We start from the raw sequence: 25,145 nt of genomic DNA, 5'->3' as shown, positions 1-25,145 counted from the left end.
AGGCAAGTTACCTTTATGAGAAGAGAAGAATTATGTAGGAAGGTAAGTGCAACATGGGATTTGAAAACAATAGAGGCCGTGGCGGAAACGACAGAGGCGATAGAGCACCAAGAAGATTTTCTTCAAATGGTGGTGGTGGAAGAAGTCAAGGTGGACCATCTGGAAACAGTGGAAGAATTGAAAACTTTGAAAAACCATTAATCGAATTATTAAAATCAATTAATGAAAAATTAGACATCTTAATTGAAAATAGTAAATAATTAAAAAATACAGTTAAAGTTTTGAATCATCAATACTTGCTGTATTTTTTTGTTTTTCTTTTCATTATCAAAATAACGGATTATAATTTTAAAGATAAGGAATATAGTTATGAAAAAAGAATTTAGTGAAGTTGAAAAAAAGGTAAATGAATTAAATAAAAAAGATATAGATTTTTTAAATTTTTGTAAAAACAACATCGATCTAATATTGGACAGTAACTTAAAAGATATAAGTCAACAATATGGGTGTGGAATGTCGTTTATATATAATTTTTTTAAAAAAATTAATATAAGTTCAATTAATGAATTCAGAGTTTTTCTTCATACTTCAAAGTATAAAAACGAAGAAAACGAACAAATAAATATAATGAAAAGTACAATTGAAGATGTTATTGACAACAATAATGTAATGTTTGAAAACCAATTGGATAAAATTGATGACTTATTAAAAGAAATTTTTGAGCAAAGAAAGACTCTTTATATTTGTGGGCTTGGTTATTCTGGAATAGCTGCATATGATTTTTTTGCTTTAAAATTTTTAATAAACTTTAATAATTGACACTTTGTTAATGAATCTAAAGATGATTATTCATTTAATTTTAATACTGTTAAGGAAAATTCATTGTTTGTAGTTTTTTCTCTATCAGGAAGAAGTAAGAAAAACATGATTTTAATCAATAAGATTAGAGAACTTAATAAAAATTGCAAAATAATTATGATTACAGGAAACTCTGACTATAACAAAGATGGAGTTGATGATGCAATAATTACTTCTAATTTAATGAAAATGAATGATATTTATACAAAACTTGTAATAGTTTCACCATCTACAGATTTTTTATTTTTCAATAATTTTTTTAAGACCAGAGCTTTACATAAATATAAAGATCTTTTCTTTGAATCAAGTAAGTTTAATGATGAGTATTCATGGTGAATTAAGCCTAAAAAAATTAAGAATTTAAAGTTTTAACGGAATAATTTTCCGTTTTTTTTAATCATAATGAAAAATAAATTTTGAAATAGTAAACTAAAAATGAACAGGAGGAAAAAAATGCAAAAGAAATGAAAAATATACTTAGTGCCACATACTCACTGAGATAAAGAATGATATTTTACTAAATCTACATCAAATGTTTTTTTGGTAAATAATATTAATAAAATATACGACTATTTCAAAAAAAATGGTTCAAGTATGTATAAATATGTTTTTGATTCACAATTCTCAATAGTTGATGACTATAGAGAAATTTATAAAGATGGTGAATCTAAAATCAAAGAAATGGTAGCAGCTGATAAGTTGGTGGTGAGTCCATGATACACACAAACTGATACTTTCAACGTTACTGGTGAGTCAATAGTTAGAAATATGTTGACTGGTGTAAAAGAAAGTCAAAAATATGGGAACCATATGAAAATTGCATATATGCCAGATTCATTTGGTTTTAACGCCAATTTACCTCAAATCTTTAATTCTTTCGATATGAAAGGGTTTATTCATTGAAGGGGTGTTAAAGGTGAACAAATTAAAGATGGTGTTCTAAATAATTGAGAAGGTATTGATGGTTCAAAAATACTAGAGTATAACTTATATAAATTTGGTTATACATGTGGTGGAAATTTCTTATATGATTTATTCCATGATGGTTATGATAAAGATGATATTAAAAATAATGCTAAAAAACTTTATCATGAAATGATGAATGATAACAGAGAAATTTTAAATCACTTAAAATCAGTTAGTTTAAACACTAATGGCAAAATACTTTTCCCATTTGGTTCTGATCAAATGACATTCTTTGAAAACTTGGTAGAAATTATTGATGAAGTAAATAAATTAGATTCTGAAAACGAATGAATAATTACAAGTTATGAAGAATATATAGATTTATTAAAAAATGAAATTAATGTTGAAGATTTAAAGGTACTTTCAAGTGAGTTGAGATACGGTCAGTTTTCAAGAGTTCATAAAACAATAAATTCAGGTAGATGAGATATCAAAAAAGGTATTAAACACTTAGAATACTTAATTTATGATGTGGTTGAACCTTTAAATTTAGCTTATGCAAAACTTGGGGGAACTTATCACAAAGAATTGATTGATAAATCTTTAAGATATCTATTTGAATGTCAAGCACACGATAGTGCTGGTGGATGTAATACAGATGATACAAACGATACTGTAGTAACAAGATTAAATATGGGAATAGACATGATGGAAACATTAGTGACACTATTACAAAGACAAATAGCTAATGTAAAAAATTTACAAACTAATGAATTTATTATATTTAATCCAAAAATTGAAGAAAATAAAAAAGAGTTAAAAATGAAAGTTTTTAGTGAAACTCAAAACTTTTACCTAGAAGATGTTAATGGTCAAAAAATTGATTTTAAATTATGCGATCAAGTTAAAATTGATGCTGAAAAATTTGAAAAAAAATGTGATGCTCAATATCAAGATTCTTCAAAGGAAAAGAAAGTGTTTTGAAGTGATATTATCATTCCAGAATTCAAAATGAAACCTACTTCAATTACAAAAATTAAACTAGTAGAAACTAATGAAAAAATTAATTATGTGGTAGATGAAAGAAATACACTGGAAAATGATTTATGAAAAATTTCATTTGAAAATAATCAATTTAATCTTTTTGATAAAAAAAATAATCAAAATATCGAAAATGCATTTAGCATAGAATCTGATTATGATGCTGGAGATTCATATGACTTTTCTCCAAAAGCATATGATCAAAAAGCTACAAATGTTTTAAAAAATGCTATTTGTAAAATTGAAAACTCAAATGGATTTGAAACTCTAAAAGTTATTTATGATTATGAAGTTCCTAATGGTTTGGAGGGTAATGAAAAAATAACGCAAAAAGTTGAGTTTAAAGTTTGACTATCTAAAGACTTTATTGATTTCAACTTTAAGTTGATCAATAAAGCAAAAGATATACGTTGAAGATTTGTGTTAGATACAAAACTTGAATCTACATTTGCAAATTCAGATACAGCCTTTGGAGTTATAAAAAGAGATTATGATTATGACTTTGAATTAAAAACATGAAAAGAAGATGAATGAAATGATTACCCTACAGATATTGAATCAGTAGAAAGTGTTGTTTGATTGGAAAATAAAAATTTAAAAACTGGTGTTTTTGTAAATGGATGTAACGAATATCAAATTATTGGAACTAAGAGAGAAAAAATAGCAATTACTCTTTTTAGAGCATATTCTCTAATTGGAAGAAAAGATCTTCTATTTAGACCTGGAAGAGCAAGTGGGATAGAACAATATCCTCATGACACTCCAAAAGCGAATTTAATTGATAAAGAAATTTTGATTGATTTAAGAGTTGCTTATAATTCTGAAAAAAACTTAGTTAAGGAAGCTAAAGAATGATGTACTCCATCAACTTATTATCAAAATCAAGTGTTGAATAAATTCTTTGCAAAAGGGCAAATGTTTGTTCTTCCTACAGAAAAAATAAGTTCATTTAATTATGGTGAAACTTTAATTTCAGATATTCCAGAAATAAATAAAGATTTAGTTGTGTCTTGTTTTAAAAAACAATATGATGGGGATAAAAAAATTATAAGAGTTTATAACCCAACAACTAAAGTAATAGATATAAAAAACCTTTCTAATTTCAATCATTTAAATTTAAAAGAAGAAGTAATTGAAAAAAGAGAAACTATTAATCCAAATGAATTTGTAACAATAGAAATTTAAGAAAGGAAGAGAAAAATGAGTGAGTCTAAAAATAATATTATTTTTATAAATGAAAATATAAAAGATAAAAATAGTGTTTTAGAATTTTTATCAAAAGTGGCTCTTGATAATGGTTATACAAATAACAAAGATTCTGTATTAGAAGCTTATACCAATAGAGAAAATCAAATATCTACTGGCCTAGAGGATGAATTTGCAATTCCTCATGCTAAGTCAAAAGCAATATCAAAACCAGGTTTAATTTTTATAAAATTATCTGAGGGAATTGAATGAGAAACTTTCGATAATAAGAAAGTTAAATATATTATTAGTTTCTTAATTCCAGAATCTGGTGGTAGTGACTATCTTGAAAAATTATCAATATTAGCTGGAAATCTTGCAGATACAGAAACTAGAAAAAAAATTAAAAATTGTAAAACTGAATCAGAGGTTAATGAAGTTTTAAATTCTTTCTTTATGACTAAAGAAAAAGAAGTTAAAAAAAATAAAAAGAAATCTGATAAATATATTTTAGGAATTTCTTCATGTGCTGCTGGTTTAGCTCATACTTATATGGCTAAAAAAGCAATTGAAGATGCTTGTGAAAAACTTGGCTATAATTATAAAGTTGAAGCGCACGGATCTTTAGGTGTGGAAAATAGAATTACAGAAGAAGAATTAAAAAATGCTTTATTTTTAATTAAAGCTGTTGATGTAGAGGTTGATGAAGAAAATAGATTTAATAATTTATTTAAATACCAATGTTCTACAAATGATTTTATTAAAAATAAAGAAAAAGAACTTGAAAAAGCAATTTCAAAATATGAAAAAGTAAAAAACAATTTTACAGAAAAAGAAGAAGTAGAGTTCAATACAAAAAATATAGATTCTTCTGAAAGCAATAAAAAAGATAATATTGCAAAAAGATTTGGAAGAGACATTTTAAAACATATGATGTCTGGTATTGGTTATTGTATACCGCTATTAATTGGTGCTGGTTTAATGATTGGTATTTCTCAATTATTAGCCTTAATAAGTGTTGAAAATAGCGTTGAAAATTTCTCAAGCCTATTTCCAGGTACTTTAGATAGCAAGGATTGAGTTCAAGATGTAAAAGGTTGAAATGGTTTCATTTGAACATTATATTTCTTTGGTATGAATATAGGTCTAGGTTACTTATTCCTAACATTATTAGGAGGATTTATAGGTTACTCTATAAATGGTAAAGCAGGATTGGCTCCTGGTTTAATAGCTGGATTTGTATGTATTATGAGAAATACAGGATTTATTGGTGTAATTCTTACATCATTAACAGTTGGTTATATAATTAAATTTGTGATTGCGTTTATGACACCAAAAGGTAAGTTAAGACCATTAGGATCTGTATTGTTTGTTCCTTTAATCGGTTTCTTTGCAGCAATTTCAATGGGTTGATGAGTTTATGGATTCCCATTAGAATGATTAAATGTTGCATTACAAGATGGTCTTAAAAAATTGGCCGAAAATCAAACACAATTAGTATTATTGTGTGTGTTAATTGCTGGAATGATGGCATTTGATTTAGGTGGGCCTGTAAATAAATCAGCATGAGCTGTTTATACATTCTTATGAACAGATACTTCAAACAGTGATGTTGTAAGATTTGTTCCAAATGCAGCTGGTAATATTGCTATAGCGGTTCCGGCATTAGGAATTGCAATTGCAACTTGAATAGTTCCAAGATACTTTACATTAGATGATAAAGTTAAGGCTAACACTTCATTTATTACTGGTTTATTTGGAATTTCGGAAGGAGCAATACCATTCTTAATTAAATATCCTTTAAGATCAATTTGTATAAATGTAACTGGTGCTATATTAGCAGTAATTCCATTTGTAGTAACTAAAAACACTATGACAGTTGGTGCTGGTGCAATCTATGGATGAGTATTTACTTCAAATCCATGATTATATATTGTTTGTATAATGTTGGGAGCTGTATGAGTTGGATGCTGACAAGCATTATTCCAAAAAATACATTTCCACAAAAAAACAAACACTAAATTTGCATTATACTATTCAAAAAATGATTTTAAAAATAACTTTATTTCAATTGGTAATTTATTTGTTAAAAAAGAAAACAAAAAACCTTTATTAGAAGATAAATTTAAAATTTTTATAAATGATAATAATATTAATATTGAAAAAATAGAAAATTATTAAAATTAATAAAAAGTCAAACTATTAAATAGGTTTGACTTTTTATAATTTATAAATAATTTTACTAAACAAATACATAATTAAGACACTTCTTGTAGAATCTAGAATTGAAGTTCTTTCTGAATAATCTACAATTATCATTTCCTTATATGTGTCGAATTTATGTTTTTGACTTCTAGAACAGATAACAACAATGTTATCTGTTTTTTCTTTGATTAAATTATAATAATTAACTAAGTATTGATTATCCAAACCAAAACCAACAATTACAAATAGATCGTTGTCATTAATCTCTTTAAAAATTGAAGGGTTAGACTTTCTTTGATAATTAATTTGAGCATTATAACCAAGTAATTGTAATTCACTTACAAATAATTCACTATTAAAGTATTGTTGATAACAACTTAATACTCCAATTTTATTTGATTTTTTAATCAGCTCTATTAGACTTTCAATTTCTTTATCTTGTTGGTCAATAATTTGTAAGGAACTTTCAATTATATTTCTATAGTCATCTTTTTTTGAAGTATCTCCACTTTTATGAATTGTTCCAAAATCATAGTATTCAGTTTCAACTTTTACTCTAACTGCCAATTCTTTAAAACCATCATATCCATATTTTTTGGAAAATGCTGTTAATACGCTTTCACTACAAAAAGCATATTCTGCACAAGCTTTTGATTTAGGTGTTTCTCCTTTTTCAATACAATCAAGCAAGTATTGTGCAATTAATGAGTGTGTAGGGTTAGTGTCGTTGTTTTTAACTAGAGTTAGCTTTTCTTTGATTGATATAAACATATATTTCTCCTCATAAGTTTTTTTGATTTTCCAAAAAACTTTTCATTGATATAAATTCTTAACAAAAAAATTTCCAACTTGTTAATATAAGTCTAAGGAGGAATTGATATGTTAAAATTTCCAAAAGATTTTCAAATAGGTGCTTCTATGAGCGCCATGCAAACAGAAGGTAAAGGAATTACTCCAATTGGAGAACTTGCCTTTGACAAATACTTCAAAGAACATCCAGAACTGTTCTTTGAAGGAGTTGGACCAGATATTACCAGTGACATTACAAGACATTACAAAGATGATCTTAAAATGTTTGGACAAATTGGTTTAGAATCAATTAGAACTGGTTTTTCTTGAGCTAGACTTTTTCCAGATGGAAAAACTTTAAATCAAGAAGCTGTTGACTTCTATCACGATTATATCAAAGAGTACAAGCGTAATAACATTAAATTATTTATGACTTTATTTCACTTTGATATGCCACTTTGAGCACATGAAAAGGGTGGGTGAGAGTCAAGAGAAGTTATTGATTCTTTTGTAAAATATGCAAACTTTGTATTTACAGAATACAAAGATAGCGTTGATTACTATGTAACTTTTAATGAACCATTAGTACCTGTTTATGAAGGATATTTAAATGATAAACATTATCCTGCAATAAATGACCCAAAAGCTGCAGTTGAACAAGCTTTTGGAATATTTCTAGCTCACTCTAAAGTGCTGTTAGAATTTAGAAAACATAATTTAAAAGCTCCGATTGGTGTAGTTTATAACTGAAACTATACATATGCTTTTTCACAAAGCAAAGAAGATATTGAAGCTTCAAAAATATATGATGCTTATGTAAATAGAGGACCTTTAAACATTATGTATAATGGTACTTTTGACCCAATTTTATTTAAAACTTTAGATGAGTTTGGTATGTTACCAACTTATACAAATGAAGAAATAGAAATTATTAAGAAAACAAAAATTGATTTCTTGGGAGTAAATTATTACTTCCCTTGCAGAGTTAAAACTGTAGAATGTAAAGATCCAAGATGAATAATGGATTGTATGAAAATAGAAATACCAAGTGATGCTAAAATAAATCCTCACCGTGGGTGAGAAATTTATCCTGAAGCACTTTACGAAATGGGTATGGAAATAAAAGAAAAATTTAACAATATACCATGATATATTGCAGAAAATGGTATGGGTGTTGAAAATGAAGAAAGATTTAGAGATGAAACTGGAATTATTCAAGATGATTACAGAATAGAATTCTTAAATGATCATTTAACTCAAATTCACAGAGCAGTTGAAGAGGGATCTAATTGTTTTGGTTATCATTTGTGAGCTGCTATTGACTGTTGAAGTTTTAGAAATGCTTATAAAAATAGATATGGACTAGTAGAAGTAAATCTTAAAGACCAATCTAGAAAATTTAAGAAATCTGCAAGTTGATATAAAGAATTAATTGAAAATAAATTCAAATAAGAAAGGAATTGATTTTTATGGCAAATATAAAAATGTATCAAGATGATGCTAAACATTTGTTTGAAAATGTTGGTGGATATGAAAATATCATTTCATTTAAACATTGTATGACAAGAATGAGATTTACTTTAAGAGATTGAAGTAAAGTGAATGAACAAGAAATTAAAAGTCAAAAATATTGTACTGGAATAAACAAAGTAGAAAGTTCAAACCAATACCAAGTAATTATTGGTATGGGTGTTGCAGATTTCTATAAAGCTTTTTGTGAAGTAAATGATTATGAATCTGATGGAGTTAGTAGAAAAAATATTGACTTTAAAACAAAACAAAAAGAAGATATAGCTCAAATTAAAGCTAAATGAAGAGTAAAAGGATGAGGAAATAAAGCTTTAAGTTTTATTTCAAATGTTTTCTCACCAATTGTATATCCTTTATTAGGGTATGGACTTATTTTAACAATTTGGTCATTATTAACAGTTGAATGATCTGGTCCAGCAAGTAGTGCTGCAGATAGTGTTCACTTCTTTAAATGAGTAGTAGACATACTAGATATTTTAGTAGGAACATTTTCTCTATTTATAACAGTTGTTGTAAGTTACACAGTATTTAGAGCTATGAATGCCAATGGTGTTTATGGAATAATAATTGGGGTAATTTTAACTTCAAAAGGATTAGTTGAAATGGGAGCTGTTGATGTTGAAAGTGGAGAATCTATTTTAGGAAATTATCCAGGATTTGATATCACAGGAAATGGAAACTATTATCCATGATTAATTAACTTTAATGGTTTATTAATTCCAATGATTGTTGTTGCAATCTTTGGAGTATATATGGAAAGATGAACTGATAAAATTAAAAACCAAACTGCAAAACAAATTGTTGCACCAGTTTTAATAATATTAGTTACATATCTATTTGCATTATTTATAATTGCACCAATTGGAATGTTATTTACAAATTACTTATCAATATCAATTAACTGATTAAGTACAAATTACATTGCAAAATATATTGCTTTACCAATAATTGCTGCACTTTATGGTCCTTTAGTAATTACTGGAATGCACCACTCAATTACACCAATTATTCTTCAAGGACAAGCAACTTATGGTGCAACTATTATTCAAGGATTTATTACAATTTCAAATATCAGTCAAGGAATTGCAACAATTGCCTTTACAGTATTACATAAACGTGTAAAAGAATTAAAAAATGTTGGAGTTTCAAATGGAGTTAGTGCAATTGTTGGGGGAATTACAGAACCTTCACTATTTACAGTAAACTTAAAACACTTATTCCCATTAATTGCTTGTTCAATTGGAACAGCTTGTGGAACATTGTTATTAGTAGCATCAAACACTTATGCATTACAAGGTGCAAGTTCAATATTTGGAATCTTAATGTACCAAATGCAAGCTCCTGAATTGACAGGTGTAACTACTTGAATTGGTGGAGGATATGTTTGAGGAATCCTTTCAATTCTATTAAGTTGTGGAGTTACATTTATCATGACTTTAATTTTAGGAAAAACAAAATACTTCTGAAATAGATCAAAAGATTTATTACAAGAAGATTACAATGTTGATATAAATACTTTAAAAATTGAAATGAAAGTAAAAAAACCAAAACAACAAAAAGTTGTTAAATAATTAAAAAATAATTATTAACTCTAAGGTAGGTCAAAAAAAGACTGTGCTTTAGAGTTTTTTAAACATATTCTGTCAAGTATAGAATGTGTTTTTTTATGCAAAATTTGGCTAAAGCTTGTATGAAAGAGTCAAGAGAAAACTTTACGCGCAGCAAGAAGTTTTCTTTTGTAGGTTAAGGAGAGAGTTTGAGAGAAACTAAGGGTGAAACCCTTTGGTTCTCTCAAAAAGACAACGCAAAAAATTGTGAGCTATCTCACTTTCTTGAAATTTTAAATTTAATTATATGTATTCCAAATTGAAGTTGGAGTAGCTCTGTGTTTAATTGTTATTCTATAATTATTATAATAATTAATATAATTATCTATTTGATCATAAACTTCATAATGATTATTTAATTTAATATGGTGAAGTCTTTCTGTTTTCAAAGAAGAAAAGAACGTTTCACACATAGCGTTATCTAAAGAGTTTCCTGCTCTAGAGCATGATTGTATGATGTTGTTATTTTTTGAATATTCAGCCATAAATAATGATGTGTATTGAAACCCATTATCAGAATGCATAATAATTTGAGTTTTAGGTCTAACCTTTTCAAATTTTTTTAATGTATTTTTTCAAATCATAAGGTCATTTTTTAGTGAAATGTGTCATGCAACAATCATTCCGCTATAAGCATCTTTTATGACACTTAAATAAGCAAATTTGTGATTTCCATATGGTATGTAACTCACATCAGTTACAAATAATTCATTGGGACCATATAAACCTCATTTTCTGTCAACTATATTTGGTATTCCGCTTTTTGTGTTTTTCTTTTCTTTAGGAACACTGTAAGAACGTTTCTTTCTTACAAAAGATTTTATTGAAAGAATTGACATATATCTTCAAACTTTCTTCTCCGAAGCTCTAACTCCATATTTATTGAATAAATCAATAGTAATTCTTGGAGCCCCATACATTCCCATGTTTTTTCTATAAATTTTTAAAATCTTTTTTGCGAGTGTTCAATTGAACTTAACTTTGTATATTTTTTTGCCGCGTTTTATTCATCTATAATAACTTGATTCTGTAATTTTAAAAATTCTGCACATCAAATACACAGGATAATATTTCCTGTTTTCATCGATAAAAACATAATAGGAATTTAACGTTACTTTGTCTTTTGATTCTTTGTAAATTCCTTGAACTTTTTTATGATTTCGTTCTCCATTTCAAGTTCCTTATTTCTTTTAAGTAATTGTGCAATTTGTTTATCTCTGGGATCTACACTATTAACTCTAATATTTGTGTGATTAGAACTGTTACCACTCTTAACTTCAAAACTAGCTTCTCCCTCGTTTTCAAATCTAATACAAGTTTGCCTTGCAGCGGAATATGAAACATTATATTTGATTGACAATTCTCTTCAACTTAAATCTTTTTTAAAATGATCATTTACAAGTCTTTTTCTTTGTTCTGGGGTTAAAATATTTGATTTATTACCTTTTTTGTTTGCCATAAAAAAACCTCCTATGCTTTTCATTATAATGATAATGTTTTTTTATCATTATAACTATACATAGGAGATTATATTCACTTTAGAGTTTTTTGTTTTTTTATAATCAAGGTATTAGTCAAAATGATATTATTTGTATGAGGTGTTGGGATGAATTATTGATTTGATTTAATTTTAAAAATAAGTGGTGGGGTTATTTTTTCGTCCATAGTAGCTTTTTTAATATGAAATTTTTGAAAAAAATTTAGAGATATTAAGTATTTGAGAAATAAATACACTAAAATGAATCAAAAATTACATAATTTAAAAATGAGCGAATTGAATTTTGAAAGCAATAATAAATTTGATATAAGTGATATTAGAACTTTCAATAATAAAATAAGCGAAGTGGTTTCCTTTATTCAAGAGATTATAGATTATGACAATATTTTATTAAAAAAGGACATACAAGGTAAGTTAACAAAATTATTAAAGAGTTATAAAAAATATTTGCTAAGAGTAAAAAAAGATTATCCATTATTTAATTTACAAACTTTTGATTTTTTGGATAATGAAGGAGTTTTGCAAACGGTTAAAGTAAAATACAGATTAGAATTAAGGTGACAAAATTATCCAGACCTAAATTACAACAAATTAGAAAATTTAGAGCAATTTAAAAAAGATATTTCAAAATTAAGTTATCAAGATCTTTTTCAAAAGAATTCTATATTTTTTATCTTCTGATTAAGTAAATCCATCTATCATAATAAAATCACTTATAGCATAACTATTTTTAAAAATATAAAACTCGAATTTAATTTTGAATATAATAAATTCATTTCAAATGAAAGTGATATTAATATTATTAAAGATAATACAAAAAAAGCCTAAATAACCGATAAAAAATTAGTTAAAAAAGTGTATTTTATTATTTTGACAATTTTTTTCATATTCAAAAGGTTTATTATAATTACAAGAGGTTAAAAGTGATGGAAAATAAACAAAATAATACATATGAATATTTTTATATAAATGATTTATTAAGAATTTTTAGTGAATCATTTATAGACTTTAAAACAAACTGTCCAAGAGTATCTACTTTACCAGTTGAGTTAAGAAAAACTTTAGATCAATATAAGGTAATGGAAAATAAGTGAAATGTTTTAGAGTTTTCTTCAAACTTTGAAAAATACTTTCCTTACATTCAATTAAATCAATATTTTGATGAGTTTGCTTTTTGTATAGGGGATTTTAAATTATTTAAAGATGGTATTGTTGATATCATTCAAAATGAATTTAAAAGGATTAAAGATGGAATAAATACAAGAGTTATTAGAACTGAAATTGAGATGAATTGGTATTTTTCTTTTTTGTTTGATGAATACAAACAAAAAAGTAGAGCTGTACTTTCCTTAACTAAAAACTTTAATAGCGAAGAGGTTTCAACCACTTCATTTTGAAAGATTATCTTTGCCTTTAAAAAGATTAATGAACTTGATGTTATGAATGAAGATAATTATGATCTTTGAAATTTGTCTTTACAAAATTTAATTAAAAGTTTTGTAAATTTTGAACATGACCCAAGTTTTAGAGAAGATGAACTGGGGATAGCTGTATTTGAAATTAACGATATTATTGGAAAGTTAAAATTCCTTTACTTTCAGTTTGCATTAATTCACAGAATTTGGATTAATCAAATAAATTTAAAAATAAACCCAGAAGAAATGGCAGAACCTGGCATTTCAATTTATGATAAGGATAATTTTTCATTCAAATTTTTTGAAGATACCATGAAGTTAGAATCAAGTTTTGAAAATAAATTAAATTAAAGCGACTAATTATTTAATTTTTTTAATTTTTTTAGTGATCATTTTTTTATATATTATATGTATAATATATATGTAAGACCAATGATTAGTTCTCTGTGGATACTTAGATAATTGTAGTGTAACTGCAAACTCTCTTTGGCGGTAAAATCACCCTTGCTAGGGTGATTTTATATTTATAGAGGATTTACAAATGAAAGAAATTAATATTTATTTAGATGAATCTGGAAAACTAAGTGATGTCTATAATAAAAATGATAAGAGACCCGAAAGATTTTTTATCATTGGTGGATTTGTTGCAGAAAAAACTAACAAAATTTCCAGGCATTTTTTGAGAAGTGAATTAAAAATTAGAAAAGATTATAATATTGACAAAAAATTTGAAATAAAAGCGGCTGATTCTAATCCTGATATAACAGCAAGATTATTAAATTCTTTAACAGATAATGTTTATCCTGTTTAGATAGTAGTTGATAAAAAACATATAAATACAAAAAATTTTAAGAATGAAAATCTCGCATATAATTATTTCGTAGGTACTTTACTAGTTTTTTTAATGAATAACAAGGACTTAAAATTAGGTGATTATGATGTTATTAATATTCACCTAGACAATAGATCTATAAAGATTCAAAAAAAATATAAATTAAAAGAGTTTTTAATTTTAGAAAAAGGACTAGATAATATCGGAGATGTAACATATCATGACTCTAAAGGAAATGAACTAATAAGAATAGCAGATTTTTTAGCTCATTTTCAATTTAAAAGATACAATTACAAAAATAAAAACGTTTTGGGAGAAATTGAAAAAAAATTAAATCCTGAGATTTTAAACAGACTAACGTATTGTCAATCTTTATTTCCTTTTGCCTTATTTAATTTATAGATATTATTATATTAAAACGACTAATTACTAGTCGTTTTTTTTGATTGAAAAGTCTTAAAAACGCTCAAGTAAACTTATGAGTTGCATTTTTTTTTTTTTTTTATAATAAGAGCAACTTGCATCACGGCAAGATAGAAGGAATAAAAAATTATGAAAAAATTATTAACATTATTGTCAATAGGTGGATTAATAACTCCGCTTGCATCTACAGTAGTTGCTTGTGAACCTTCAGAAGACTCTTCAAGTAAAGGTGGTACAGGTAATGGGAATACTGGAAACGGTAATACTAAATTTGCAACTCTAAAAGAAGTCTTTGAAAAAACTGATTTGGGTGCAATTGTGGTTGATAAAGATGAATACGAATATCCAGGTACTCAAAATAGTGAATATAACTTAACATACTTTTTTCTTAAAGCAGCTTATAAATCTATAAGAGAAGCTTTAAAAGAACCTTACTCAGAAGTTGGAAAAGATGATTCATGATATCCAACACCAGAAGCTAATGTGTATTATTCTATATCTCATGTTCTTTCTTTAATGAATCCAGATACGGTTGGAAAATTTGGAAAAGATTCAACTAAATTAACTGTTAAGTGAACTGATGAATCTAACGTTGGAGATTATAAAAATGAATTTCCTATTGGCGTAGAAGTTACATTTACTTTTAATTTTGTAATACCAGAATAATTTAGATTTTGTACGTTAATCAAATTTTTAACTTAAATTAAAACGACTAGTTACTAGTCGTTTTTTGGTACTCTTTGAATTTGTTCTCTTAAAAGATAAGACAATAAAATCTTGTTTTCTTCAGAGTCTTTGTTGTAAAAATTATTTAGAGCATAGGCAAATTCTATATATTTAGATTCTGGAATTGTAAGAACTCCTATACCTAAAGCTATTAAGATACTATTTGCAAAAACAAAAGCAGTTCTTTTGTTTCCATCTCAAAATAATTGATTAGTAATTAAAAAAGGTATTAACTCAATGATCATTTCAATTTTGTCTTCCATTTTGTTAAGTGTTTCAAATTTACTAATAATTTCCTTTTCTGAAAGTGGATTTATATTATGGTTTACACCAGCTACATTTGAAGGCGTATTTCTAAATTCTCCTGGAAAAACAGCTATATCCTTTGCAATAATCATATTTATTTCCTTAAGAAAATCTATGTTTAATTCCTTAAAATTTTTATTAAGAATCAATGTTCATGCTCTTTTAAGGTTAATTATAATTAAAGCCTCTTCTTTATCGACATAATCTAAAGTAATTCCTGCCAAAATTGTTTCGGTTTCGGGAAAGGTCATATTTAAATGTTCAAATTTTGATAAATTGTATATTGACTCATTTGCTTTTGAACGAGCAAATCTTATTGCTAACTCTTTTTCCATAAACATCACTCATTTCTTATATATTAATTTTACATTTTCTCTTTATATTACTAATTTTATTTCAAATTTAATTTAAAATAAAACAAAGGGAGAAAAAGAAGTGCGAAAAATATATGGAAAAATAGATTTTAATATTGAAAAGGTTTTGGTCAAAGTATTTGATTCATTTTATATTGATTTTATGGAAGGATATAATACTATTTTTGTTAAGAATCAAAAAATAAAAGATAATTTATTCAAAACAGTTAAAATTAGCAATTTTAATCAGATTTTAAATTTTTCAAATAATTTAAGAGATTGTAACGGTTTATTTAAATTGAAAAATAATTGTAGACATTTTGATGGAATGGTAAGCGCAATTGGAAAATTTGTATTAACATTTATAGATTTTTATAAAAAGGTTATTTTACAAATAGAGAATAATAAAATGCAAGAAAATTTAACAACTCAAGATGAAATAGAAAGTCTATTAAATATAATGATGAAAATATTTAAAGATGAAGTAAAAGAAACAGTTAATTCTGAATTAATTGTAAATTTAAATAAAGATTATGGTAATCCATTCATAAACAATGATCAATTCTTTAGAAATTTAGCAAATATAGAAAATGATGAATTTTATAGAGTTGCAAATAATCCACTAGAACATTCTATTAAGTATTTTGAACAATTAAGTTTAGGGATTGGGCTTCATTCTGTAATTTTTATGATGGATGATAATAACATGGAACAAAGATTGGAAGGGTATCTTGCATATCTTAATTTAATATTTATTATGAAAATTGTATTTACAACAATAAATATTGTTTTAATTGAACCAAGAAGTGGTTTTAGAAGAAATGTATTAGATTTTGCTTTGCAAAATGTTTGGTTTTTTTCACAAATAGAAGATCACACAAATAGATTTAAAGATAGATTTGAAATAGAAACTGAATTAATTTTAGTAAATGCCTTTTGTAAGAGATTGAGAAGAGATGTTTTAGAACCTGAAGAATTAGAAACGGTTATGTATTTATGAAATACTTTTACTAATAGTCATTTTAGTAGTATAAATGAAACTGATAAAAATATTTTTGATTATAGTAATTATCTTTTGAAAATAATAAATAAATTAAAGATTGGCGATCATGGATTAGAAAATAAAGATAGTTATTTTAATTCAAAAATAAAAATACACATTTCTGATTTGGCTTATGAATTAGTAGATTATTTATTTAAGTGAATCAGTGTGGTAGGTTTAGAAAATCATCTAGTTTTATCCAAAAATCAAGATAAATATGTTTTTGAGTCTATAAATAGATTATTTGAAAATCTCTTAATGGAATTAATTCAAGAGACTAATTCAATGTATGAATCAGAGTTATCAGGTCACAAGGAATTAGAACCAATTATGTCATGATTGATTACAATGGATAATGAAGATTTAATAAATAAGAACAATGTTGATAAAGTTACTAAACTTTTTAATAATTTAGATTTTTCAAAACTATTAAATCTCAAAGATATTTTAAAAGACCTTAACAATCCCGCAACTTTATTTAAAAAAGAAAACTACTTTTTAAGACATTACTTTTCTGGTTTTGACAAAAACCAAGAAACGGTTTTGGAAATGATCACCAATAACATAATTGCTATAATGTTAGAATTCAAAATTTTTTATGCTTTAAAAGAAATATATTTAAAAGATGGAGTAAACATAGAAAAAGAATTAAAAATAATAATATAAAACTATGAAAATTCAACTTCAGCTAATTTTATAAATAATATTACCATTGCTTTTTTTGTTTTGAAATGTATTATTATTTTGAAAAGGGTGATGTTGTGAAAGATTTAAATAAAATTTTAATTAGTTCAGAAAATAAACTTCTTAGTGAATACTTAGAAGTTAGTTTATTAGATTCAATAAAAATAAATCAAGCAATTTTTTGATTGCTAGATGAGTCTGAAAAAAATAATTTTAGAATCTACAAAACTCATCTCTTAAAATTTTTCTCTATTTTAGAACTAATTTTTGCACAGGAATATAGAAATAGTTTTACTAAGCAACAATATGTAGCATTAGAAAATGGACCAATTCCAGGAAAACTAAAAGAACTAATTGAAGAAGTTCAACTTAATCAATTGACTAATATTGAATTTATCGATAGTTTAGCTTTTAAAGCGAGAAAACTTGAAAAAGGCACAGAAGTTATAAAAAACGAAGAATTTGTTCAGAGTTTGGAATTTTTAAGTGAGAAAGATTTAGAAGCTATGAACAAAGCTTTGAAATTAATTCTGGAACTTAAAACAGTCGAAAAATTGTCTGAATTTACACACAAGTCAAAATCTTATTATCATTATTATGGATTGGCTAAAAAAGAAGGTAAAAATTCTTATCCTATGGATTTTTCTATAGATTTATCAAAAGCAAGAGAATAAGTCTATTTAAATAACAATGAAAAACAATTTATAAAAAATTTATAATTTTCATATTTTTTCTTAAAACTATGTATAATCATTATTAAGAAAAAAGAGGGAAATATGAATAAAATTTGAGCGATCAAAACTGAAAAATTAACAGAGTACCAAGGGTGCTGTCCTTCATTTTTCGATTTTTATTCATTATTCATTATTTAAAATCAATTACTTTTGTAATTGATTTTTTTTATGCAAAATAATGAATCAGAAAGGATTTGTATTATGGAAAACGAAAATAATATCGAACTTATACTTAAGCCTCACGAGAGACCTAAAAGTGTAGGTAAATGAATGGTACTTTCTCTGCAACATGTCTTTGCCATGTTTGGAGCAACAGTGCTTGTACCAATGGTTATTAACCAAAATGCTGGAACTGAAGTTATCAACATCTCTATGGCATTGTTTTGTTCTGGAATTGGAACACTAATTTATATAGCTTTAACAGCTGCAAAAGTACCAATTTATTTGGGAAGTAGTTTTAGTTACATGAGCATCTTAGGAATAGGGTTCTCAACTCAAGCAGGGGGCTATGGCTGAGGAAATGCTATCTTTATAGGTATATTCTTGGTTGGAGTAGTTTATATGCTTGTAGGGGTCTTAATTCACTTCACAGGTGTGCAATGAATTAAAAAAACCTTCTCACCAATAATTGTTGGTCCAATTGTTATGATTATTGGACTTAGTGCAATTAAAAGTGCTTTATCAAATTCTGGGATCATTTATGAAAAATCAACAGACCCAGCTTTAAATTACCCACAATATTTAGCAATAATAATAGCTTTTGTGACATTCTTGTCCGCTGCAATTTGTATGCTAAAAGCAAAATCATTCTTTAAAGTTATTCCAATTTTAGTAGCTTTAATGATAGGGTATGTATTAACTTTAGTTCTGCACTTTTCTTTAAGTGGAACAGATATTAAACTTGTAGACACAAGTTTAATAACAAATACAAAAGATTGAAGCTGATATCCAAGTTTCAAGAAAATATGAGATGTTAAACCTAGTTCTATTGGTCCAGCAGCACTTGCAATTGTACCAATTTCAATTGTTACAATGGTAGAACACTTAGGAGATCATATCAATATTGGAAATATGACAAATAAAGATTTTGTAAAAGACCCTGGGATTAGTAGAACTTTATTTGCCGATGGAGTTGCTATGAGTTTAGCTGGTGCAATTGGAGGACCTGCAAACGCAACTTATGCTGAAAACACAAGTGTTGTGTCAATTACAAAAGTTGCCAGTGTTTGAGTTACTGGACTTGCAGCGGTTATGGCACTTATTATGAGTTTTGTAGCACCAATTAATCAGCTTATATTAATGATTCCAAAACCAGTAATGGGTGGAATCAGTATAATGTTATTTGGAATGATAAGTTCTAATGGTATAAAAATATTAATTGATAATAAAACAGACTTTAGAGATGCAAGAAACTTAATTATTATAAGTTTAGTTGTAGCAATTGGAGTAGGAATGGGAGTAACTGATAGTGTAATTATGATTGGAAAATCATTTACAATAACAGGATTATTCCTAGCAACATTTGTGGGAATAATTCTAAACCTTTTATTGCCCAAACATGATAATTTAGGAGTATTTAGTTGAATTGGTTCAATTCAAAACAGAAAAGAAAATAATGAGAAAAAACCTAAAATAGAAAAATCTAAAAAAGAATCAGAAAAAGTTAAAAAATAGGTGAATAATTAATATAGTCTAAAAAAATCTGTTTAACAGATTTTTTTGTTTAATATTAAGTTTAATAGGTAATATTTATAACACTTACTTTTTAATAAAACTTAAAATATGAGTGTTATATTGTTATAAAATTAAATTAAATAAGGAGTTTAATATGAATCAAATATTAATGGCTTATGCCGCAAAAGCAAATTACAAAGGAGCTATAATTAAAAAACATAAGAATAGTTCTTTGTTTTTTGGTTATTTGTCTCATGCTTTTGGCGATAAAGCTTTTTGATGAGCAGAATACAATAAAAGAAAAGAAACAATACAGTGTGTTGATGATAGATTACAAATGTGAGGTTGACCAAGTTGTACACCACTTGACCGTTTGGTAGCAAAAATGTTTAAAAAATATGTAAAACTTATTGATAATGAAAGTTATGAACACGCAGAAGCAATGGATTTTGTTATAAGAAAATATGATTTTGCAACAAAATATTGAAAAAAATTTAAACGAAAATCACGTCCTTGTTCACTACTTGAATTTCAACAATTTATTTATGGAGATGAAGCTTTTCAACCAGAAAAAGATTTTGAGTTTTTCTTTAAAGATGTGTTTCAATGTGATGAATGATTAGATGATGAATATAATGAATTTTTAGATGTTGAACAATATTTACAAAATGTAATAAATGAATTATATTTAGCTTTTGATAACTATAGAGAAGAATATCCTTGAATTGAAGTAATGCCAAGTGATGCAAATGTCAAAATCCAAGGAATTGAAACTAAAATAACTGCTTTTCCATTTGCTTTCGATATTGAAAAAGTGAGTGAAAAAATTTGTGAAATTGGATACTTTGATCACGTACAAAAACTTGCTTTTAAAGCATCTTTTGCTTATTTTATTGGTAATCTTAATGAAAATCTTTTAGAATTTTACATGGAAAATGTTGATGTTGATAATTTTGCTTTAAAAACTCAAGAAAAAGAAATAATTAAAATTTATTTAGAAGCAAGTAATTCGTTTGCTTTAAGATTAAGAGAATATGTGTCAAATAATTATCCTGTTTTTGACCTAGATAAATTAAAAAAACTACTATACTTGGGTGAAGAAAGTTACGAAGAGGTTTGTGAACTAATATACCCTATACTTTCTTTAGAAGCTAAATAAAAGTAAAAAAATCTTAATTGAGTTATCAATTAAGATTTTTTTTAAAACTAATTAAGAATTTTCTTGAACATTCTCAATTTTTTCAATTTCATTGTTATCTTCACTTTTACTTTTATTTCCTTCAACAACTCCATTGTTTGCTTTAATTTCTTTAGCGCAAATTGCTAATAAAACATAAGAACTAAATGCTGTTAATATTGAAATAGTTGCTAAAACATAAGTTATAACTCCGCCATTTTTTGCAGCTGAATTTGTCATCATCATCAAAATGAAATTTGTAATTTGAATAAATGCAGCAACACTTGTAATAATTACAATAAATATTCCAGCAGAATACACTAAATCTCTTTTTTGATGTAGTGATAAGAAAACTATTGAAAGAACTGCTCCTACCATTACTGGTCAACTAAGCAGCGCATAAAAGTACTTTGTAAATATAAAAAAGACAACTGAAGGTATGTAAGCATCAGTAAATGAATATTCTAATTGTTTGTCTGCAAACAAATTTAAAAATAATGATGCTATTAGTAAGGAACAACCTACTATACCAAATACTATGTATTTTCTTTCCATATTTTACCCCCTTAGACGAGGTTATTTTAACCTTATATGGAGAAAAATACAAATTTAATAGGAATTGGAAAAGTGGTTAAAAATTTGAGATACTATCATTAGATAAACACTTGAAAGAAGTTATTAAAGAGGGATAAAATATGAAAAATAATTACAAAATTTTTATAGATCCTTTATATGGTTGAGCAGCTAATGGTGATCAAATTATTGATGACTTTTTTTCATTTAAAGATTATGAAGATAAAAATTTGTTTGATAAATTTAGTTTGAAATTTAAAAGTTATGTAAAAGACTATAAAGAAGAAAATATTAAAGAATCATTAGAAATGATTTTTGATATTTTTAAAAACTCTCAAAACTTAGAAATTGTGGATTTAGATTTAATAAACAAACGTGCAAAATATTCATTTAATTCAAATACAATTAAATACTCACATGCTTTAATTTGTAGATTAGATGAAGAAAATCAAAAAAAATTTAATAATGTTAAATCTATTGTTGTGTATTTAAGTATTTTGGATTATGCAAAAGAGTTTTTACTAATGGTAAGAACAATTAATTTTTTTGATAATTTTCTTGAACTTCTTCCAGAAGAAGAAGTTATAAAATTTGATAGTAAAAACTCAAGTTTACAATTCTCATATTACAAACCAAAAGAAATTGCAAATAATACCGAATTATTAGAAGTTTATCAAAAAGATTTTGTAAATACATTTGGACCAAACTCAAATAAAAAAGTATCTAAGTTTTTTTATCTATTACAATTTTTAGAACACTTTAAATCTTTTGCAAAACATTTAAACTTCGAAGATGTTGAGGGTTATTTTTTTGAAGATCACAATATTACTTTAAAACCAAATGAAAAAAGATTAATTAAATTTCTTATTAATAACGATAACAGAGAAAAGGCATATCTTTTTAAAATGCCTGTTAAGTTTTCAGAAAATATTTTTAATTATGAAGCTGAATTTATTTTAGAAAAAATAAAAAATGAACCTTCATCAACAATTTTAAAATTAGAAAATGAAGTTATACGAATTTATTCAAAACTTATGGATTTAAGTGAAGAGTATAATAGGTTAGTTGCATCTGACTTATATAAAAAAATAAATTTAGATGATTCAAAGTTAAGTGAAAAATATAAAGTTATGAAACAAAATTTAAATCTTTATATTAAAACAATTGAAAATAATTTTAACTGATTAAAAAATAATTTTACACAATTAGAAGTTATGTTAAATAAAATTCATCAAAATAAATTACATGTTGTTAATTTAAGAAATGTTAGAAATTCAAAAATAGAATTTGAAAAATTTAATCCTGACTTTTTAGAATTTGAAAATTCAACTTTTAAATTTGAACACAATAACAAAATTATTTTTGATAAATTTGATAATTATTTATTAAATCTTAAAAGAACGCTATTAGGATTTTATAAAAATCCATACATTAGTTTTTTATTAGAAAAACCAAGTGCTTTGTTAAGTGTGAAATCTGAATTGCACACAAGTTTTAAATTAAATGAAGAACAAAAAGAAGCCGCTAGAAAAGCTATAGGAAATAATCTTGCAACTTATGTTCAAGGTGGTTCTGGTACTGGAAAAACTCAAGTAGTTAGTGCGGTTGGTGAACATATAGTTGCATATGAAAATAAAACTTTTTTAATTACTTCTACTGAAAAAAAATCTTTAATTGAAGTTTTTGAAAGAATAAATAATGTACAAAAAAATAATCCTAATTTATTTTTCTTATTAAAAGGTAAGAAAAATAAATTTAACGAAAAAAATCTTTACAAAAGATTTGTAAATGCAATGTTAGAAAATGTATCACCAAGCAGCGAAGAAGAAATTGCAAGTTGTGAAATTTTATCTGATCTAAAAAATAATTTTAGTAATTTAGAATTAAATGAATTATTTTTTATAACAAATTTTTCTTATGAACAAATTTTAGAAAAAGATATCATTGATAATTATTTTTATCTAACAGGATATAGGTTAAAAGATTTTTTAGAAAAAATAAATTCAGATGATGAATCTGAAATTAAAGATATGGTAAATATGAAAATACAATCAACTTATAAAAAATTACAAAATAAATTTTTAATTGAAGATATTAATAACATGAAATCAATTATTAAAAATTCAAAAGGTCAAGCAGAAACTTTTGAACAATTAACCAATACAAATAAAGATAATAAAAATTCAAACATGTTTGATGAAATAAGAAATAGATTCAATAATAAAAACAACGGTCATTCAAATAGTGAACATTTTTTTGATATATTAATTGAAAAAAAATTAATCAATCTAATTGGTGTAACAAATTCTGAATCAAAAACAATAGAACTTAATAAAAAAACATTTGATTTATTTGTAAATTATCCAATTGATTTAACTGCATTTGATGATGTATCAAAAAGTTCTATATTTGAAATCTTAGACTTTGTAAGATTTTCAAAGAAAATTTTATTTGCAGGAGATTATATGCAACTTGCTCCATTTGGAGATATTGAAAAGTATGATGGTAAAAATGATAATGTTATTAAAGCTTTCTTTGACTTTTTACACGATTCATTTGATGGTAGAAAAATTGAATTAAGCCCTGAAATGAAAGAATATTATAAAGAACAAGAATTTGTAAATGATTTAAAATATTCATTATTTAAAAATAATGTAATGGATATAAAAAAATACGGAAGCAAAGAAACAAGTGGTTTAAACATATTAACTAAAAATTACAAATTCAACAATGAAATTGTAGAATTTGTAAACTCTATTTATGCAGATGATGAAAAAATGAAATTAGCTGATGATAAAGAAAATGAAAAATACCAAAATATTATTTTAAAAGCAGATAAAGATTATGAACAAAAAATCAATATAATAGACACTTCATATCTTTGCAATGATTTTTATGAGAATGTTTACAAGAAAAATACTTCTTTAGGGATTAATGCAGATAAATCATCTTTTGATCAAATGATGTTTATCGATAAAAACAAATACAATTATGCACCAAGTAGATTCAATGAATTTAATGCTTATTGAGTATTAAAATCGTTGAAAAATATAGTTAAAAACAATAAAGTAGATCCAAGTGATATTGGAATTATTGCAATGTCTTCATCTCAAGTTAAATTAATTAGACAATTAATAGAAAATGATGAAAAATTAAAGCAATTTTCTACACAAATTGAAGTAGATACTGTAAATAACTTCCAAGGTAAAACAAAAGAAATAGTTATTTTTGATATGGTTAGAGCTTCAAAAGATCTTTACAATAATAAAAAAAGCTTACAAAAAGCCAAAAGAAATATGGAATTTTACAACAAGTTAGAAAGACTAAATGTAGCTGTTTCTAGAGCAAAAAGTAAATTGATTATAATTGGGGCCTTTCAAAATTATCTATTAGATGATGAATTAAACAATATTTTTTCAGATACCTCAAAACAAATAATTCCTGTTTTTAGTAACTGATATAACATGGTAAATGATAAAAATGGAGTCTTAAATGCTTGAGAAGTGCACTTATAGTGCGCTTTTTCTTTTAAGCAAGCTAAAATATAAGGTTTAAATTTGATATACTAAAAATGAAGGCTTTTAAGA

21 protein-coding genes are annotated in these 25,145 nt (G+C 25.4%); 16 read left to right on the top strand and 5 right to left on the bottom strand.

Annotated features, from left to right (window positions below):
- Positions 1–53 precede the first annotated feature (53 nt).
- From SCHIN_RS04090 to SCHIN_RS04075, 4 genes are all read left to right on the top strand, one after another.
- Positions 54–260: a hypothetical protein gene (locus tag SCHIN_RS04090; RefSeq protein ID WP_166508368.1), complete on the top strand. Its 207-nt coding sequence runs from the start codon at positions 54–56 to the stop codon at positions 258–260.
- Between the two features lie 109 nt (positions 261–369).
- A complete protein-coding gene (locus SCHIN_RS04085) occupies positions 370–1,230 on the top strand; it encodes a MurR/RpiR family transcriptional regulator (RefSeq protein ID WP_166508367.1) in 861 nt (286 codons plus the stop codon).
- Between the two features lie 81 nt (positions 1,231–1,311).
- Complete coding sequence (locus tag SCHIN_RS04080; RefSeq protein WP_166508366.1) at positions 1,312–3,990, top strand: glycoside hydrolase family 38 N-terminal domain-containing protein; 2,679 nt, start codon at positions 1,312–1,314, stop codon at positions 3,988–3,990.
- Between the two features lie 15 nt (positions 3,991–4,005).
- Positions 4,006–6,171 (top strand): PTS fructose transporter subunit IIABC, encoded by a 2,166-nt coding sequence (locus SCHIN_RS04075; RefSeq protein WP_166508365.1) that lies wholly within the window; start codon positions 4,006–4,008, stop codon positions 6,169–6,171.
- A 39-nt stretch (positions 6,172–6,210) separates the two neighbouring features.
- Here SCHIN_RS04075 and SCHIN_RS04070 read toward each other — a convergent pair whose 3' ends face one another.
- The gene (locus SCHIN_RS04070) at positions 6,211–6,966 is read right to left on the bottom strand and encodes a MurR/RpiR family transcriptional regulator (RefSeq protein WP_166508364.1); all 756 of its coding nucleotides are present in this window, start codon (positions 6,964–6,966) and stop codon (positions 6,211–6,213) included.
- A gap of 108 nt (positions 6,967–7,074) precedes the next feature.
- On the opposite strand from SCHIN_RS04070, the gene SCHIN_RS04065 reads away from it, so the two are divergent.
- Positions 7,075–8,436 carry a glycoside hydrolase family 1 protein gene (locus SCHIN_RS04065; protein ID WP_166508363.1) on the top strand — a complete coding sequence of 454 codons (1,362 nt, stop codon included), beginning with the start codon at positions 7,075–7,077 and terminating at the stop codon, positions 8,434–8,436.
- A gap of 17 nt (positions 8,437–8,453) precedes the next feature.
- Positions 8,454–10,085 (top strand): PTS transporter subunit EIIC, encoded by a 1,632-nt coding sequence (locus SCHIN_RS04060; RefSeq protein WP_166508792.1) that lies wholly within the window; start codon positions 8,454–8,456, stop codon positions 10,083–10,085.
- A gap of 275 nt (positions 10,086–10,360) precedes the next feature.
- On the opposite strand, the gene SCHIN_RS04055 is transcribed toward SCHIN_RS04060, so the two are convergent.
- Positions 10,361–11,209: an IS3 family transposase gene (locus SCHIN_RS04055; protein WP_243745727.1), complete on the bottom strand. Its 849-nt coding sequence runs from the start codon at positions 11,207–11,209 to the stop codon at positions 10,361–10,363.
- A gap of 23 nt (positions 11,210–11,232) precedes the next feature.
- The gene (locus tag SCHIN_RS04050) at positions 11,233–11,580 is read right to left on the bottom strand and encodes a hypothetical protein (protein WP_166507819.1); all 348 of its coding nucleotides are present in this window, start codon (positions 11,578–11,580) and stop codon (positions 11,233–11,235) included.
- A gap of 147 nt (positions 11,581–11,727) precedes the next feature.
- On the opposite strand from SCHIN_RS04050, the gene SCHIN_RS04045 reads away from it, so the two are divergent.
- From SCHIN_RS04045 to SCHIN_RS04025, 5 genes are all read left to right on the top strand, one after another.
- Entirely contained in the window at positions 11,728–12,447 is a 720-nt protein-coding gene (locus SCHIN_RS04045) for a hypothetical protein (RefSeq protein WP_166508362.1), read from the top strand.
- 98 nt (positions 12,448–12,545) lie between these two features.
- Positions 12,546–13,385, top strand: coding sequence for a hypothetical protein (locus SCHIN_RS04040; RefSeq protein WP_166508361.1), 840 nt, complete (start codon positions 12,546–12,548; stop codon positions 13,383–13,385).
- 190 nt (positions 13,386–13,575) lie between these two features.
- Positions 13,576–13,845 carry a DUF3800 domain-containing protein gene (locus SCHIN_RS04035; RefSeq protein WP_166508360.1) on the top strand — a complete coding sequence of 90 codons (270 nt, stop codon included), beginning with the start codon at positions 13,576–13,578 and terminating at the stop codon, positions 13,843–13,845.
- A gap of 93 nt (positions 13,846–13,938) precedes the next feature.
- Positions 13,939–14,268, top strand: a complete 330-nt coding sequence (locus SCHIN_RS04030) for a hypothetical protein (RefSeq protein WP_166508359.1) — start codon at positions 13,939–13,941, stop codon at positions 14,266–14,268.
- 150 nt (positions 14,269–14,418) lie between these two features.
- Positions 14,419–14,955: a Vmc-like lipoprotein signal peptide domain-containing protein gene (locus SCHIN_RS04025; protein ID WP_166508358.1), complete on the top strand. Its 537-nt coding sequence runs from the start codon at positions 14,419–14,421 to the stop codon at positions 14,953–14,955.
- 53 nt (positions 14,956–15,008) lie between these two features.
- Here the strand turns inward: SCHIN_RS04025 and SCHIN_RS04020 are convergent, their stop codons facing one another.
- On the bottom strand, positions 15,009–15,656 hold the full coding sequence (locus SCHIN_RS04020; protein ID WP_166508357.1) for a Fic family protein: 648 nt from the start codon (positions 15,654–15,656) through the stop codon (positions 15,009–15,011).
- 100 nt (positions 15,657–15,756) lie between these two features.
- On the opposite strand from SCHIN_RS04020, the gene SCHIN_RS04015 reads away from it, so the two are divergent.
- The 4 genes from SCHIN_RS04015 (at position 15,757) to SCHIN_RS04000 (ending at position 20,967) form a co-directional block, all read left to right on the top strand.
- Positions 15,757–17,382 (top strand): hypothetical protein, encoded by a 1,626-nt coding sequence (locus SCHIN_RS04015; RefSeq protein ID WP_166508356.1) that lies wholly within the window; start codon positions 15,757–15,759, stop codon positions 17,380–17,382.
- A gap of 95 nt (positions 17,383–17,477) precedes the next feature.
- Complete coding sequence (locus SCHIN_RS04010) at positions 17,478–18,074, top strand: type II toxin-antitoxin system antitoxin SocA domain-containing protein (RefSeq protein WP_166508355.1); 597 nt, start codon at positions 17,478–17,480, stop codon at positions 18,072–18,074.
- A 261-nt stretch (positions 18,075–18,335) separates the two neighbouring features.
- On the top strand, positions 18,336–19,808 hold the full coding sequence (locus SCHIN_RS04005) for a uracil-xanthine permease family protein (protein ID WP_243745716.1): 1,473 nt from the start codon (positions 18,336–18,338) through the stop codon (positions 19,806–19,808).
- 154 nt (positions 19,809–19,962) lie between these two features.
- Positions 19,963–20,967, top strand: coding sequence for a hypothetical protein (locus SCHIN_RS04000; RefSeq protein ID WP_166508353.1), 1,005 nt, complete (start codon positions 19,963–19,965; stop codon positions 20,965–20,967).
- A gap of 51 nt (positions 20,968–21,018) precedes the next feature.
- On the opposite strand, the gene SCHIN_RS03995 is transcribed toward SCHIN_RS04000, so the two are convergent.
- Positions 21,019–21,540: a hypothetical protein gene (locus tag SCHIN_RS03995; protein WP_166508352.1), complete on the bottom strand. Its 522-nt coding sequence runs from the start codon at positions 21,538–21,540 to the stop codon at positions 21,019–21,021.
- A gap of 140 nt (positions 21,541–21,680) precedes the next feature.
- Between SCHIN_RS03995 and SCHIN_RS03990 the strand changes: the two genes are divergently transcribed.
- A complete protein-coding gene (locus tag SCHIN_RS03990) occupies positions 21,681–25,073 on the top strand; it encodes an AAA domain-containing protein (RefSeq protein WP_166508351.1) in 3,393 nt (1,130 codons plus the stop codon).
- Positions 25,074–25,145: the final 72 nt, after the last annotated feature.

Source organism: Spiroplasma chinense (genome assembly GCF_008086545.1).
GTDB lineage: Bacteria > Bacillota_I > Bacilli_A > Mycoplasmatales > Mycoplasmataceae > Spiroplasma_A > Spiroplasma_A chinense.
This window is presented reverse-complemented; position numbering and strand designations above follow the sequence as displayed.